The 14,894-nt window shown below is 67.9% G+C and carries 15 protein-coding genes; 1 reads left to right on the top strand and 14 read right to left on the bottom strand.

Annotated features, from left to right (window positions below; translation table 11 throughout):
• Positions 1 to 635 precede the first annotated feature (635 nt).
• Positions 636 to 1,460, bottom strand: a complete 825-nt coding sequence (locus ACMGRF_RS09785; RefSeq protein WP_099488252.1) for an alpha/beta fold hydrolase — start codon at positions 1,458 to 1,460, stop codon at positions 636 to 638.
• A 186-nt stretch (positions 1,461 to 1,646) separates the two neighbouring features.
• Between ACMGRF_RS09785 and ACMGRF_RS09780 the strand changes: the two genes are divergently transcribed.
• A complete protein-coding gene (locus ACMGRF_RS09780; RefSeq protein ID WP_099488249.1) occupies positions 1,647 to 2,033 on the top strand; it encodes a hypothetical protein in 387 nt (128 codons plus the stop codon).
• Positions 2,034 to 2,109: 76 nt separating this feature from the next.
• Here ACMGRF_RS09780 and ACMGRF_RS09775 read toward each other — a convergent pair whose 3' ends face one another.
• The 13 genes from ACMGRF_RS09775 to ACMGRF_RS09715 form a co-directional block, all read right to left on the bottom strand.
• On the bottom strand, positions 2,110 to 2,814 hold the full coding sequence (locus tag ACMGRF_RS09775; protein ID WP_049413511.1) for a DUF2968 domain-containing protein: 705 nt from the start codon (positions 2,812 to 2,814) through the stop codon (positions 2,110 to 2,112).
• Positions 2,815 to 2,919: 105 nt separating this feature from the next.
• Positions 2,920 to 5,070, bottom strand: coding sequence for a TadG family pilus assembly protein (locus ACMGRF_RS09770; protein WP_414485892.1), 2,151 nt, complete (start codon positions 5,068 to 5,070; stop codon positions 2,920 to 2,922).
• Between the two features lie 8 nt (positions 5,071 to 5,078).
• Positions 5,079 to 5,540 carry a DUF3613 domain-containing protein gene (locus ACMGRF_RS09765; RefSeq protein ID WP_099488246.1) on the bottom strand — a complete coding sequence of 154 codons (462 nt, stop codon included), beginning with the start codon at positions 5,538 to 5,540 and terminating at the stop codon, positions 5,079 to 5,081.
• Positions 5,537 to 6,427 carry a Flp pilus assembly protein TadD gene (locus ACMGRF_RS09760; protein WP_414485891.1) on the bottom strand — a complete coding sequence of 297 codons (891 nt, stop codon included), beginning with the start codon at positions 6,425 to 6,427 and terminating at the stop codon, positions 5,537 to 5,539. The genes ACMGRF_RS09765 and ACMGRF_RS09760 overlap by 4 nt, the downstream gene beginning before the upstream one ends.
• The gene (locus ACMGRF_RS09755) at positions 6,427 to 7,362 is read right to left on the bottom strand and encodes a type II secretion system F family protein (RefSeq protein ID WP_049413519.1); all 936 of its coding nucleotides are present in this window, start codon (positions 7,360 to 7,362) and stop codon (positions 6,427 to 6,429) included. Before ACMGRF_RS09755 ends, ACMGRF_RS09760 begins: the two co-directional genes overlap by 1 nt.
• A gap of 28 nt (positions 7,363 to 7,390) precedes the next feature.
• Positions 7,391 to 8,347 (bottom strand): type II secretion system F family protein, encoded by a 957-nt coding sequence (locus ACMGRF_RS09750; protein ID WP_099495819.1) that lies wholly within the window; start codon positions 8,345 to 8,347, stop codon positions 7,391 to 7,393.
• 2 nt (positions 8,348 to 8,349) lie between these two features.
• Positions 8,350 to 9,696: a CpaF family protein gene (locus tag ACMGRF_RS09745; protein WP_049413524.1), complete on the bottom strand. Its 1,347-nt coding sequence runs from the start codon at positions 9,694 to 9,696 to the stop codon at positions 8,350 to 8,352.
• Complete coding sequence (locus ACMGRF_RS09740; RefSeq protein ID WP_049437831.1) at positions 9,681 to 10,937, bottom strand: AAA family ATPase; 1,257 nt, start codon at positions 10,935 to 10,937, stop codon at positions 9,681 to 9,683. The genes ACMGRF_RS09745 and ACMGRF_RS09740 overlap by 16 nt, the downstream gene beginning before the upstream one ends.
• A 28-nt stretch (positions 10,938 to 10,965) precedes the next feature.
• A complete protein-coding gene (locus ACMGRF_RS09735) occupies positions 10,966 to 12,324 on the bottom strand; it encodes a type II and III secretion system protein family protein (protein WP_049437832.1) in 1,359 nt (452 codons plus the stop codon).
• Positions 12,325 to 12,342: 18 nt separating this feature from the next.
• On the bottom strand, positions 12,343 to 13,380 hold the full coding sequence (gene cpaB, locus ACMGRF_RS09730; RefSeq protein ID WP_099488238.1) for a Flp pilus assembly protein CpaB: 1,038 nt from the start codon (positions 13,378 to 13,380) through the stop codon (positions 12,343 to 12,345).
• Positions 13,381 to 13,405: 25 nt separating this feature from the next.
• The gene (locus tag ACMGRF_RS09725; protein WP_061479834.1) at positions 13,406 to 13,882 is read right to left on the bottom strand and encodes a TadE/TadG family type IV pilus assembly protein; all 477 of its coding nucleotides are present in this window, start codon (positions 13,880 to 13,882) and stop codon (positions 13,406 to 13,408) included.
• Entirely contained in the window at positions 13,879 to 14,424 is a 546-nt protein-coding gene (locus ACMGRF_RS09720; protein ID WP_049437836.1) for a prepilin peptidase, read from the bottom strand. Before ACMGRF_RS09720 ends, ACMGRF_RS09725 begins: the two co-directional genes overlap by 4 nt.
• A gap of 89 nt (positions 14,425 to 14,513) precedes the next feature.
• The gene (locus ACMGRF_RS09715) at positions 14,514 to 14,702 is read right to left on the bottom strand and encodes a Flp family type IVb pilin (RefSeq protein WP_005416979.1); all 189 of its coding nucleotides are present in this window, start codon (positions 14,700 to 14,702) and stop codon (positions 14,514 to 14,516) included.
• Positions 14,703 to 14,894 lie beyond the last annotated feature (192 nt).

Below are 14,894 nucleotides of genomic sequence, written 5' to 3'. Positions count from 1 at the left end.
ACCTGCCAGGGGTAGAGCCGGCCGCTGGCCGGCTGTGCAGGATCGCGATGGATTGATCGGGTTGCCGGCCAGCGGCCGGCACTACCAAAGCGGAGGCGGTTGACCTGCCCGTGGTAGAGCCGGCCGCTGGCCGGCTGTGCAGGATCGCGACGCGTTGATCGGGTTGCCGGCCAGCGGCCGGCACTACCAAAGCGGAGGCGGTTGACCTGCCCGTGGTAGAGCCGGGCGCTGGCCGGCTGTGCAGGATCGCGATGGATTGATCGGGTTGCCGGCCAGCGGCCGGCACTACCAAAGCGGAGGCGGTTGACCTGCCAGGGGTAGAGCCGGGCGCTGGCCGGCTGTGCAGGATCGCGATGGATTGATCGGGTTGCCGGCCAGCGGCCGGCAGTACCGAAGCGGAGGCGGTTGGCCTGCCAGGGGTAGAGCCGGGCGCTGGCCGTCTGTGCAGGATCGCGATGGGTTGGTCGGGTTGCCGGCCAGCGGCCGGCAGAACCAAAGCGGAGGCGGTTGACCTGCCAGGGGTAGAGCCGGCCGTTGGCCGGCTGTGCAGGATCGCGACGCGTTGATCGGGTTGCCGGCCAGCGGCCGGCACTACCGAAGGGGCGGCGGCACCGTTGCGGCGCCGCCGCGATACCTCACTTGCGTGCGAACGCCAGCAGGTCGGCGTTGAACTGGTCGGCGTGGGTGATGGTCAGGCCATGCGGCGCACCAGCGTACACCTTCAGTTCGGCATCCTTGATGATCTGCGAGGATAGCTTGGCCGAGGCATCGAACGGCACGATCTGGTCGTCGTCGCCGTGCACGACCAGCGCCGGCACGTCGATCTTCTTCAGGTCCTCGGTGTAGTCCACTTCCGAGAATTCGTGCACGCAGTCGTACTGGCCCTTGACGCCACCGAGCATGCCCTGCAGCCAGAACGCATCGCGCATGCCCTGGGTGACGTTGTTGCCATCCCGGTTGGCGCCGAAGAACGGTGTGGTCAGGTCCTTGAAGAACTGCGAACGGTCGCCGCCGGTGCCCTTTCGGATGCCGTCGAATACTTCCAGCGGGGTGCCGGCCGGATTGCTGGCGGTCTTGAGCATCAGCGGCGGCACGGCGCCGACCAGCACCACCTTGGCTACGCGCTTGCTGCCATGGCGGCCGATGTAGTGCGCCACTTCACCGCCGCCGGTGGAATGGCCGACCAGGATCGCGTCCTTCAGGTCCAGCGCTTCGATCACCGCGGCCAGGTCATCGGCATAGGTGTCCATGTTGTTGCCGTTCCAGGTCTGGCTGGAGCGTCCGTGGCTGCGGCGATCGTGGGCGACCACGCGGAAGCCGTTCTGGCCCATGAACAGCATCTGCGGATCCCAGGCATCGGAAGACAGCGGCCAACCGTGGGCGAACACGATCGGCTGGCCGGTGCCCCAATCCTTGTAGAAGATGCGGGCGCCATCGGCGACGGTGACGAAGTTGCTCATTGCAGGTTCCTTGGCGGAAGGGAGGGAAGGCTTCGGCAGGATGCCGGTGCCTTCGGCAGTACAGCGCAGGCGCAGGCGACCGACTTGCACGGCTGTGCTGGATTGCATCGGATGTGACGCGTATCGCTCTGGCAGGACGGGAGCCGTATGCCGAGGATGAGCGCAGCCCGCCACAGGAACGCACGGATGCCCGCCATGCGATGGTCGCTGATGCTGTGCCTGCTGCTGCCCATGGCAGCGCCGGCACAGACCCATGTCTACAAATGCGTGGATGGACCGCACCCGGTCTACCAGCAGACACCCTGCCAGGGGCGTGCCGCATGGCGCTGGGACGTGCCCGCGGAGCAGTCATTGTCCCGCGGCGCTGTGGCGCCAGCGGCCTCGGCACCGAAGCCATCGCCCCGACCACGGCGTGCGGCGCGGGCGCACGGTGCGCTGATCACGATCAGCACGGATGCGGCGGCCTGCGAGCGTGCCCGCCGCCAACGCGAGCAGGCGCTGCTCAAGCGTCGGCGCCTGGATTTCGTGCAGCGCCGGCAGCTGGATGACGCGGTCTACGACGCCTGCCAGTGATGCGGTGACCGTGAAGTGCCGAAAACGACAACGGCGCCATAGGGCGCCGTCGCGTGGAGTACCGTGGGTGCAGCTCTCAGCGACCGTCGCTGGCGGCGGCCGGCGCGGGCATGCTGTCCGGCTTGGGCAGGCTCAACTCCGGGTTGCCCTGTTCGGCCTGCAGGATCTGGATGCGGCGCTGCAGGGCGTCCAGCTGGCTGTTGGTGCTCTGCACATCGGTGCTCAGGCTCACGGCCTGTTGCTGGGCCTGCTGCAGGGCTGCGCTGACCTGGGCCGACTGCGCCTGCTGCTGTTCCATTTCCTGCTGCAGGGTGCGCAGGCGTTCCTCGTTGTAGGCCACCAGGCGCTCGGTGTAGCGCTTGCCGGCTTCAAGGCGGGTGGTGTCGATGTAGACCTGGGCCAGCTGTTCGGACTGCTGCGCGAAGGTGCGGTAGACACGCTCGGCGTTGTCCACCGCATCGGTCTTGATCACCCGCCAGAAGTTCTTCTCCTGGAACAGGGCCACGTAGTAGGTCAGGGTGTTGGCGTTGAACAGCAGGCTGGCGCCGTAGTTGCCGTTGTAGGTGGTGCGCAGCTCGGTCAGCTGGCGCGAATCCATCAACTGCTTGAGTTCGTCCACGGTATTGCGCACCACCGGCGCGCTGCGCGCCGGTTCGGCTGCCGCCTCACGGTCGCCACGTGCGGCCATCGCCGCCGGTGCCACCAGCATCATCGCCACGGCCAGCACTGCCGCGCTGCGCGCGTGCCGGGCAAAGACCGCGCCCCCTGAAGTTTCTCGCATGTCTAGACCATCCACGGATGAGTGTGGGTTGAGTTGAAGGTGGTTCCCCGCCGGGAGTCTAGCATGGGTGTGGGCGCCGCCAAGGGCGCCCGTCACGGCTCGATTTCAGTAGACCAGCTGTGCGGCGCTGCACTGGATCGACTGCACGTTGACGTCGGTCCGGCCCAGTTCCAGGCCAAGCACGCTGGCCAGCAGGTTGGTCAGCAGGGTGCCGACGCTGTTGAGCACCGGTCGCAGTGCGGCCAGGATCGGCTTCAGCAGGGTGCACAGCAGTCCGCTGCAGCTGACACTGCCATCGGGGTTGGTGACACCCGTTCCCCCGGCACCATCGAGAAAGCCCGCCGGTGCAGTCTGGATGTAGGACGCCAGATTGTTGCGCACGCAGCCGTTGTAATCGATCAGGTTGCCGAGCAGGCTGTCGCAGCGGTTGATCAGCAGGCCGCCGACCAGCGAGCCAAGCAGGCCATCGAGCAGGCCCAGGCCCTGGCCGGTGACGGTCGTCCTGTAACCGGCCCACACCGAACCGTCTTCCCAGCAGGTGGTCAGGCCCAGCAGGCAAGGCTTGGGGACGCCATTCTTCACCGTCCAGTTGCCCAGCGGGGCGAGATTGCGTGCCGGATCGCCATCGCGCAGCAGCGGGATGACCTGGTCGACGTTGTAGCGTCCGCCAGTCGGAAAGGCCGCCTGCAGGTAGCGATCGGCCAGCGCCTTGGCCGTGTCGTTGGCGCTCATGCCCTGCTTGGGCGAGCTGAGCATGCCTGACAGCACGCGCAGCAACTCGTTCACCAGCCCCGATACGGCGTCACCAACCGCGAGCGGGTTGATCCGGGTCGAGCCGGTCTCGCCGGCGGCCAGGGTCAGGGTCTGTGTGCTGGTCAGGGCGGGCAGGGTAATCCTGTCGTTGATCAATGGTTGGCCCAGCAGCTTCAGCAGCTGTTCGTCCTGCAGCGTGGCATCGCAGACATTGGCCCTGGAGAAGCGCTGTGCGGGGTCGACATTGCCGACGCAGGCGCGCAGCACTGACGAGTCCACCTGGATCGTGGCCTTGGGTGGACTGCCGCCGCACTGGATGCCGGTCAGTGTGCCCATGCCGTTGGCCACGTCGACGTGCAGCGGCAGGTGCAGGCGCGTGCCGAGCAGGCTCAGCAGCGGCCCCAGCGCGAACAGGTTGTTGCTGTCCACGTCCGCCATCAGCCGGACCTGCGCGTTGTAGGCACGGCTGCCGACACCGCCGATGGCGATCGATGGCGGCTCGACCACGCCGGCCTGGATCCTGATGCCCAGCAGGTCCAGTCCCTTGACCGCCACGCCATTGCCATCGTTGGCGATGGAGATCGCGGTGTTGATCAGGTTGAGCACGTTGATCTGTGACTCCAGTGCGCTGCCGACCGTGCCGTCGGGCGAGACAACTTCGGCAAACAGGCCACCGCCGCCGGACTGGCTGCCAAGCACGATGTTGAGCTTGTTGATGTCCAGCTGGGTGGCAACCAGATCGGACAGGGCGCGCAGCTGCACGCCCACCGTCGAGTCACGGCCGACCACGGTGGCGGTGGCATCGACCAGTTGCGCCAGCGAGATCTTGTTGACCGACAACAGGCGATTGAAGTCGGCCACGCTGAGGTTGGCGCTTACCGGTATGTTGAGCGCTTTCAGCAGGCCGGACGGAGTCACGTTGGCCTGCGCCAGGCCGTCATAGGACAGCACCGTGGCATTGGTGACGTCCAGGCCAACCAGGCGCAGGGTCGACAGCAGTACTGAATCGCCATTGGTCCGCAGCAGCTGCGAGCCGACGGCAAACACCGCGGTGGGTTCGGCGCGGCGCGCCACGGCCTGCACGCTCACGGTGGGCAGGCTGGAACTCTGCCCGAAGAAGGGCAGCACGCTGCGCTCGGCGATCACCTGAACCGCATTGCGTGGATTGCTGGCATCGACGCTGGTGACGAAGCGGGTGCCGGTGCCACGGCTGGCGCTCCAGTTGCCGCAGCGGATCTGCAGGGTGCCTGCGAACCTGTTCTGGGCCAGCGCATTCTGCCGGGCAGCGCTGTTGTCGCTGTTGTCCGGGCTGCACAGCTCCAACCGCTGTGCGCCGGCCAGTGCGGCAAGGTCGGCCACCTTCTGCGCATCACGCTTGGCCCAGAACAGATAGCCGATCTCGATCAGGCCCAGCATGGCCAACAGCGCCAGCATGACCAGCATCATCGTGACCGACATGCCGCCGCGTGCGCGGCTGAAACTGAACTGGCGTGGGCGTTTCATGGCCGACCTCAGCGTCCGGAGGAAGAGGCGTCCCCGGACCGGGCAACATCGGTCTCAAAGAAGTCCGGGATCTCGTGTTCGAAGCTCTTCAGGTAACGCGCATAGCTCAGCGTGGCCTGGTCACCCAGGATCGGCAGGCGCTGGCCGGCCTGCTGCCCGGAGGCCTGCAGGCGGAACAGGTTGCGGGTGGCCTCGCCGCTCTGCATGCGTGTGCGCGGTGTGGCCGGTGGTGCAACGTCGGTTGCGACGGTTGCCGGTTGCGCCCCAGTCACCTCGGCGGATGCGGCCGGTGCGGCCAACTCCACGGTGGGAAGCGGTTCGGCCTGCATCGGCACCGTGGCCGCTGGCGACGCCGAGGGGCCACCAAGCATCCGTCCGGTCAATGGCTGTTGCTGTGCCTGCACGGCACCGGCCACAAGCAGGCAGCACAGCACGGGCAACAGGTGTCGGGTCTGGCGCATCGCGGTCATGGTGTGCTTCCGGTCGGGTGGTCGGTGGCGCTGAAGCGTTCCAGCATCGATGGTGGCAGGCGCTGCGGATCGCGTTGGTCGCGCGGGTCGCGGCGGGGTTCGCCCGCCAGCCGTGCGCCGCCCGATGCACGAGCGCCACTCTCGACGCTGGCCGTATGTGCAGGTGTGGCTGCGTTGGCGGCGGCAGCGGCCTGTCGTTGCTGCAGGCGCGTGCGGATCTGCTGGGCCTGCTGCTGGATGCTTCGGCGCGTTTCTTCGTTGAGGCTGGCCTGTTCCGATAGCCGCTCCGCCGTGGCCTGGTCGCCGCGCAGTACCGCCCAGAGTGCAAGGTTGGCCGTTGCCTTGGCGTTGCCCGGTGAAAGTTCCAGGGCCTTGGCCAGCGGCTCGCGGGCCTGATCGAACTGGCCGGCACGCAGCCGTGCATAGCCCAGGTCGCCCAGGTAGTCGGTGTTCAAGGGCTGCAGCTGCGTGGCGCGCGCCAGCGCCTGTTCGCTGCCGGCGTCGTCGTCGCGGCGTGCAGCGATCAGGCCCAGGCCATGGGCGGCCGCCGCGGCCTGCGGCCCGCTGGACAGCTCGCGATACAGCATGACTGCCGCGTCGGTCTGGCCGGTCTCACGCAGTGCGTCGGCCTGCAGCAGGCGCAGGGCAGGGCGATCACCATAGCGTTGGCGGAAGGCTTCCACATGGGCCAGCGAGGCATACCAGGCGCCCTGCTGCTGCATGCGTTCGATCAGCTCCAGATAGGCGTTGCGGCTGTCCTGCGGATCGGGTTCCGGCGGCGCAAGGCTGGGCGCCCGAACATACTTCGGTGTGGTCGAGGCGCAGCCACTGGCCAGGGCGGCGAGGGCGACGGCAAGCAGCAGGCGGGAGGTGCGCAGGGCAGGCATCAGGGAGATCCCATCTTGGACAGGGTGGTGGCCAGCGCGACCAGCGCCGGGCCGGCGAGCACCAGCATCAGTGCCGGCAACAGGGTCAGCATCATCACCACGGTCATCTTCACCGAGAGCTTGCCGACCTTTTCCTTCAACGCGTTGCGGCGCTGTTCGCGCAGGCGGATGCTGAACTGGCGCAGCGGCTCCTGCACTGCGCCGCCGTGCGCATGCACCTGCAGGATCAGCTGCATCAGGCTGGCCAGGTCATCATCGGCGTAGACCTCGCTCAGCCGCCGCAATGACTGCGCGCGCGTGCGGCCATGGGTATAGGCCACATTGGCTTCCTGCAGTTCGCCGCCGAGTACCGGCAATGCATCGCGCAGCTTGTCACCCAGCGTCTGCAGGCTCTGGTCCATGCTGAAGCCCACGCCCTGCAGCAGGCGCAGCAGGTCGATCAGCAGGGGCAGCTCGTTCTCGACCGCGCGGCGGCGGCGCTTGACCCACGACGACAGCACGAACTTGGGCAGCAGCAGCCCGGCCGCCAGCGCACCGATCACCACCATCACCTTGGCAAGCCCGTGCGCGCTGCTGAACGCCAGCGCCAGCGCCAGCACCAACAGGGCAAGCAGCAGGCGCAGGCCGAGATAGATGGCGGTGCCACGGCGCGTGTTCCAGCCAGCCAGGTCCAACAGCAGCTTGTCTTCGTTGGCAAGCAGCGCAGCCTCCAGGCGGCCGCCACTGAGCGAGCGCCCGAAGCGCTCGATCCAGCCCAGCGAGTCGCGGCGCGTGGCCTCGGTGTCGCGGCCTTCTTCACGAGGCTGCAGGGCGGTTTTCAGCGTGGCCGAGCTGCGGTGCTCGCGATGGCTGCGCACCCAGCCGGCGATACCGAGCAGGGCGACGCCGGCTGCCAGCACCAGCAGCGAAAGGGCGAACCAGGCGCTGGCGCTCATCGGGCACCTCCGGGGCGGCTGCGGACGGTCATAGCGATTTGGCCAGGCGGTACAGCAGGAACGCCCCGAGCAGTTCCAGGCCCAGTGCGATCAGCAGGATCCTGTGACCGAGCGGGTCGTGCAGCACCGGCTGGAAGAACGCCGGGCTGGAGATCGCCATCAGCACCGCACTGGAGGGTGGCAGCAGCCCCAGCACCCAGGCCGACATCCGTGTTTCCGAGGTGGTGGCCGCCAGTTCCTGCTGGGCCTGTTCCAGGTCGCGCATGAAATCGCCCATGCGTTGCAGGATCTGGTCGGCGCGGCCACCGATGCGCACGCTCACTCCGATCACCACTGCCAGCACCTTCAGTACGTCCATCCGGTACGGCTGCGCGGCCAGGCTCAATGCACGATCCAGGTCCATGCCGCTGCGCGCATAGCGCACCGTGGTGTCGAGCAGGCCGCGCAGTGGCGCGCTGGTCTGCATCGAAGACACCTGGAACGCGGCCTGCAGGCTGTTGCCCAGCGCAGTGAGGCGGACCAGGTTGTCGAGAAAGTCCGGCATCTGGTGCAGCAGCTGCGCGCGCAGCTTGGTGATCCGGCGCATCACCCACAGCCAGCAGCCCAGCAGGTACAGCAGCAGGGTCAGCGGAAACATCCAGGCCGTGCCCAGCCGCATCGCCGCCACGATCGCAAGCGCCAATCCTGGCACCAGCAGCATCAGTGGCAGCTTCCAGCCCGGCGCAAGGCCTGCGCGCTGCAGGACACCGTCCCACGGCAGTACGCGGGTTCCGGAGCTGGCCGGGCGGGTCGAATCGCTGGCCGCCGCAACGGCAGGCCCGGCCGGTACCGCGCCGGCCGCGCTGCCGCGCGCCAGTTGTTGCTCGGCATGCTGCAGCGAGGCCTGGCGCTGCTCGCGGTTGCTGGCAGCGCCCCACAGCCAGACCGCCAGCGCCAGCAGCACCGAGATGATGCTCAACACGCCCAGCAGCAGGCCGGTGCCCATGCTCAGAAGTCCCCGTAGAGCGATTCACGCAGTTGCTGGCGGAACGGCTCCAGCTTGTGCGAGTGCGGATGGAAGCCCAGGCCGATCCAGCGGTCGATCTCGCGGCCGGCGGCGTCGATCTGCACCTCGTGGCGGAACATTTCCTGGGTGGTGATCAGGTTGTCACTGACCCCCGTGATCTCGGTGATCGAGACCAGCACCCGGCGCCCGCTGCCCAGCCGCGAGATCTGCACGATGAAGTCGATGGCGCTGGCAATCTGCCGGCGCAGGCTGTCCTCGCTGCCCTGGAAGCCGGCAAAGCCTGCCAGCATCTCGATGCGGTACAGGCAGTCGCGCGGCGTGTTGGCGTGGATGGTGGCCATCGATCCGTCATGGCCGGTGTTCATCGCCTGCAGCATTTCCAGCACTTCCGCGCCACGCACTTCGCCGACCACGATGCGGTCCGGGCGCATGCGCAGACTGTTGCGCACCAGGTCGCGGATGCTGACCGCGCCCTGGCCCTCGGCGCCGCCGATGCGGCTTTCCAGGCGCACTACGTGCGGATGGTTCAGCGAAAGCTCGGCGGTGTCCTCCACGGTGATGACGCGCTCGCTGGGTGGCACGTAGCTGGCCAGCGCGTTCAGCAGCGAGGTCTTGCCGGAACTGGTGCCGCCGGAGACCAGGATGTTGCAGCGGCCCAGCACCATCGCCTTCAGCAGGGCCTGCATCGGTGCGTCGAAGGTGCCCTTGGCGAGCAGTTCGTCGGGGGTGAACGGGTCCTTGCGGAACTTGCGGATGGACACCATCGGCCCGTCCACCGCCAGTGGCGAAATGATCGCGTTGAGGCGGCCGCCGTTGGGCAGGCGCGCATCGACCATGGGATTGGAATCATCCAGCCGGCGGCCAAGCGGCGCGAGGATGCGGCGCAGGATGCGCAGCAGGTGGGTGTCATCGGTGAAGCGCTGGGTGGCACGCCGGAGCTGGCCACCCTGCGAAACGTGCACGTCCTTGAAACCGTTGATCAGGATGTCTTCAATGGTGGGGTCGTGGAGCAGGTCGTCCAGCGGGCCGAAACCGGTCAGCTCCTTGACCAGGCCCTCGGCAACCACCTGCATCTCTTCTTCGTTGATCGGGATGCGCCATTCCTGGATGAAGCCCACGGTCTGCACCTGCACCCAGCGGGCGATGGTATCCGGGGCCCAGGAATCGATGTCGATGCGCTCGTCCTCGATGCTGTTGAGCAGGTGCTCATGTGCGGCCGACAGCACCTTCTGGTACTGCTCGGTCTGTGCGAACGGCAGGTGGCCCGGGCTCTCGTGCAGCAGCGGGCGGGCAACGGCATGCGGGAACGGGGTTACCTTGTCTTCCATTGCGATCCACCCAGGGCAAGGGAGAGTCTTTCCCGCAGGCCATGCGGCTGGACCGGGCAGGCAGCCGGGTCCAGCCGTGACACGAGCGGGGCGAGGGCACGCAGGTAAGGATCGCGCGGCGCATCCTGCAGCAGCAGGCGGCCCTGGCTGGCGGCAAGGCGCACACGCGGTCGTTCAGGCAATGTCGCCAGCAACGGCACTTCGAAGCGGCGTGCGATCTGTTCCGGGCTCATGCCGCTGCTGTCGTCGTGGCGGTTGATCACCAGCTGCAGGCGCTTCTCGCGCTCGCGCTGGCCTGCAAGATGCTTCAGCGCCTGGTCCAGCGAGACCAGCGTGGCGATTGACGCATCGGTGACCAGCCAGATTTCGTCTGCCTGGTCCAGCAACAGCGGCGGCAGCTGCCGCAGCGGGCAGCCGCCGGCATCACACAGCACGCTGGCGAACACCCCGCGCAGGCGCTGCAGCAGCGCGCCAGGGTCGGACGGGGGCACGGCATCACTGCCGCCGGCACGGTCCAGCAGTACCAGCCCGGAGTCATGGCGCGCCATCGCGGTGCGTGCGAGGGTGGCGTCGATGCGGCTGGCATTGCGCAGCGCATCCTCGTAGTGGAAGCGGCTGTCGAGATTGAGGTACAGCGCAAGGTCACCGGACGGCTGTGCCAGTTCCATCAACAGGCCGTCCTGCTGCATTGCATCGCCCTGGGCGAGGGCCCGCGTCTGTTGCGCCAGCACCGAAAGATGTGCGGCCAGGGTACTGGTGCCGACCCCTGCGCGCACGCCCAGCAGCACGATCAGGCGCGCCTTGTGCGCGTGCTGCGCCACCGCGGCCGGGCGCGGTGACAGCGCACGCCGCAGGGCCGCCTCGATGCCGGCGTTGTCACTGTCCAGGTCCAGCACATCGCGCAGGCCGGCGCGCAGGGCAATCACCACGCCTTCGACCTGGCCGGCGCTGGTGGCGCCGACCGCGACCAGGGCCAGGTCCGGCTGGGTCTGCTGCAGCTGCTGTGCCAGTACGCTCGAGGCAGCCGCGTGCTCGGGCCGGAAGTCAAGCAGCACCAGGCTCTGCGGGCCGCGTTGCAGGTCCTGCGCCGACGTCGGCGCACTGCTGTCCTGCCAGTGCAGGGTGGTGGTCGGCGGCAGCTTGGCGGCCAGCCGGGGCAGCAGTTCGCGGTCGATGCCGTACAGGACCAGGTTCATCGGCGGTCCTTGCGGATGCAGCGGCTGGGCGGTGGCGTAGGGCATGGGCGTGGTTCCGCAGGCGTCATGGAAGTCAGCGCGAGAAGCCGGGCACCGGGTCCTGGCTGACCGGCCCCAGCAACCACGCCCCCCATTCGGGAAGATGCGGCTTGGCTTCGCGCTCGCCAGGCAGCGGCAGTTCGGTGTTGCGTGCCAGCGGCTGCACCAGACGCGGGGTGACGATGATCACCAGCTCCTTGTCCTGGCGCTTGTAGTCGAAGTTGCGGAAGAACGAACCAATGATCGGCAGGTCGCCCAGCAGTGGAATCTTGTTGACGTTGGAAACGATGTTGGAGCTGACCAGGCCACCGATGACGAAGCTCTCGCCATCGCCCAGCTCGACCGTGGTATCGGCGCGACGGGTGGTGATCGAGGGAATCTGCACGTTGTTGAGCACGATCGCGTTGCTGTAGTCCAGGTCGCTCGCCTCCGGCGCCACCTTCAGCGCGATCCGGTTCGGCGCCAGCACCGTTGGGGTCACGGTCAGGCCGATGCCGAAGGGCTTGTAGGTGATGGTGGTGGTGCCAAGCCCCTGCGGCTCCAGGATCGGCAGCTCGCCACCGGCCAGGAAGCTGGCGCTTTGGCCGGACAGTGCCACCAGCGTCGGCTCGGCCAGCACGCGGGCCATGCCATTGCTCTGCAGCAGTTCGACATCGGCGTTCCACAGTCCCTTGGTCGAGCCGAACACCAGCCGGAACGCCGAGGAAATCGGCGACACGGCTTCGTTGCTGCTGTTGCCTTCCTTCATGCCGGGCAGCAGGCCGGTATTGCCGGGCAGGCCAGTGCCGGGCCGCGCGAAGCCATAGGCGAAGCCGCCGTTGCGGTTCTGGAAGTTGATGCCGATCTGCTTCATCGCGGTCTTGTTGAACTCGACCACCTTGACCTCGACCTGGACCACGCCACCACTGTTGATGGTGGACGCATCGGCAAGCATGCCATCCTTGCCCAGCGCCATCGCCGCAGTGCGCTGTTCCTGCATGTGAGTGAGCATGCTGTCGGTGCTTCCCTGCAGGAGGCCCTGCTGGTCCTGCTGGGTGAACACCAGACCGGTGCTGCCGGTGCTGGCGGCGCCCTGTACGGCGCTCTGCACCCGTACCGTCAACCGCTGGGGCTCGGCCTGTCTGCGGTGCCACAGCAGCAGGGTGGTGGTGCCGGGCATCTTGCCGACCAGCAGCGCCTGGCGCTGCCCGCGCAGCATCACGATGTCGGCCACACCCGGGTCGGCAATGGCCACCCGCTCCAGGTCGGCCGGCAGGTTCCAGGGACGCTGCTCGCGCGCCTGCAGCACCAGGTCATCGGCGGCCACGCTCGTTGCCGGCGCCAGCAGCACCAGCAGCAGGGCCAGCCAGCGCTGGCGGAGGGAGAGGCGTGGACGGCGGCGACGTTCGGTCATGGATGCACTCGATGCAGGTCAAAGGGAGGCACGGGATGTGGGACTGTCGCCGCGGATGATCTCGATCCCCGACGCGCGCGGTGCACTGCGACGTGGCGCCGACGCGCGCGCCGGTGCGTCCGGGGTGCTGCGTGGCGGTGCACTGCCACGTCCGGCCAGCGCGTCGCCGTCGAGACCAGCAAAAGCGTGGTTCTCCGGCCGCTGCAGGGCGAGCTGCTGTTCGGCGTCGAGCCCACGCAGCGGGTCGATCACTCCGCGCGATTGCGGGAACAACGCCAGGTCGGGCAGGCCGGTATCGGCGGGATTGCGCAGGGCCAGGAAAAGTTTGCCCTGCTGCGCACCCAGCAGCAGCCGGTTGGCGTCGGCCACCGGTACCGCAAGTACCGCGCTGCGTGCGGGTTGCGGCGCTTCATTGATGCTGCTGTGCGTGCTGCCACTTCCGGTGATGTCGGCTGCGCGCGGGTCGTTGCGGGTGTCGGCCCCGCTGTCGGAAGCAGTCTCTGTGGCCACCGGCACAATGTCCTGCTGGCCATAGCTCAGGACGCGCAGGCGCGACAGCAGCAGGCGCGTCTGCGCGGCTTCGCCAGGGCCGTTGATGTTGGGCTGGGCGTTGCGCAGGTTGAGGAAGACGTCGACGAAATCACCGGGAAGGATGCGGTTGCCGGCACCGACCAGTTCGTCCACGGGCACGGCCAGTGCACGCTCGCCCGGCCGCAGCTGCAGCGAGAAGCCCTGAGCCAGTGCGCTGCTGTTGATCACACTGCCTTCGGCAATGTCCTGCACCGGCACCTTGCCGGTCACGGCGGCAATGCTGGCAGCGGCACCGGGGACGGGTGAGGTGCGCTGGGCCAGGCGCAGGCCGTTGGCGCTGATCGGCTCGCCCGCAGGCAGGCGTGCCACGGCTTCGACCACGGTGATCGCCTGCGTCTCGTTGTGAGCGACTGGCGCGACGGTTGCAGGTGCGGCGGGTTTGCGCCCGATCATGAAGGCGATCACCGCCAGCAGCACGGCCAGGCCGATCAGGGCGACGGCAGCGATGCGGGTCAACTTGAGCATGGAACCGTCTCCAAAGTACCGATCATCAATTGCCGCTGCCGAGATCGAGCTGCGCGACCGCGACGCTGCGGATGGGGGCCTGCATCACCCACTTGTAGAGCGTGGCGGTGCCGGGCAGGAACGGATGGCTGGCATAGTCGTAGCTGACCGTCACGGTCATGCACTGGGCCGTGGCCAGACCGGCGCAGGGCGCCTGTGCCGACACCACGATGGCGTTGCTGCCCCCCGCGCTGCAGTCCACGTTCTGCTTGGAAAACTGCAGCAACCATTGCATCGAGGTGCGTGCGGCGACGCAGGCGGCGGTGCGTCGTTCGCTGGCGGTGCCGTAGCGCAGCGAGGCGCGCGCGCCTTCGGCCGAGGCGGTGGCCAGGGTCTGCTGCGCCGCCATGATCATCACCCCGGAGAAGGTGAACAGCAGCAGCGGCAACAGGCCGAGCATCAGCATCAGGGCGAACTCGATGCTGGCGACACCGCGTTGCAGGCGTGGGCTGCGGATGTTCATGGTGCACCTCCGTAGATGCTGGCCAGCACCCAGCCGATGGCGGCCAGTGCCAGGTAGGCTGCATAGGGAATGCCACGTCGTCCCTGGCGGGCGGCCTGCATGTCACGCAGCACCGGATGCGCCTGCCACTGCGTGCTGGTGCGATTGACCTGCATCTGCAGGTGACCGGGCAGCAGCACGCCCAGGTGGCGACCGGCCAGCACCAGTACGGCATGCAACCCGGCCGCGAGGCTCGCGAACAGCCAGACCGGCAGCAGTGCCTGCCAGCCCAGCATCAGGCCCACCACGGCGAAGAACTTCACGTCCCCGGCGCCCATCCAGCGCAGGGCATGGAACGGCAGCAGCGCCAACAGGCCGATCACCGCGCCGGCAAGGTGGGGCAGCCACGGCTGGCGCGGCGCACTGAACTGGCCGACGGCGATCACCGCAGTGGCGATCACGCATGCGGCGACCAGCCAGGTGTTGGGCACCCGTCGGGCATACAGATCACTGATCGCGATCCGCAGGCACACGCCGATGGCCAACAATCCCAGCACTGTCATCGCACACTCCATCGTCCGTCACCGGACGGTCTTCGCCTGGTTCCATGCGCCCCGCCGTCGCGGCCCTGCCGGCCGCGCGCGGTCGCCGCTCAGGTCGTCGAGCCCGACGCCTTGGTGGCCAGTGCGGAGAGGTTCTTGAACAGCGTTTCGAAGAACCCCTTGATCTGGTCGTTGCCGACCGCAATCAGGACGCCTGCGATGACGGCAGCCAGCAGCCCGTACTCGAGCGCGGTGACGCCGTCTTCTTCCTTCAGGAATTTGCGGATCGATGCGTTCATGACCAATGTCTCCCTCTACCTGTCTGCGGATGCAGTACACCTGCGTTGGGCGGTGGCCCGGCTCCGCCGGGATCGTCCGTGGGCCTCCGCGCGTCCTGGCGGAGGAGGCACGGCGGGATAGGCCCGCTGTGCTCAAGCAGGGTGATCGTTTCCAGGCGGGACATTGGCCGCATGGTCGCGACCGGACGGCCC

The organism is Stenotrophomonas sp. EMP41, from assembly GCF_047495535.1.
Taxonomy (GTDB): domain Bacteria; phylum Pseudomonadota; class Gammaproteobacteria; order Xanthomonadales; family Xanthomonadaceae; genus Stenotrophomonas; species Stenotrophomonas sepilia.
Note: the sequence above shows the minus strand (reverse complement) of the source record. Positions and strands in the feature narration are given on the sequence as shown.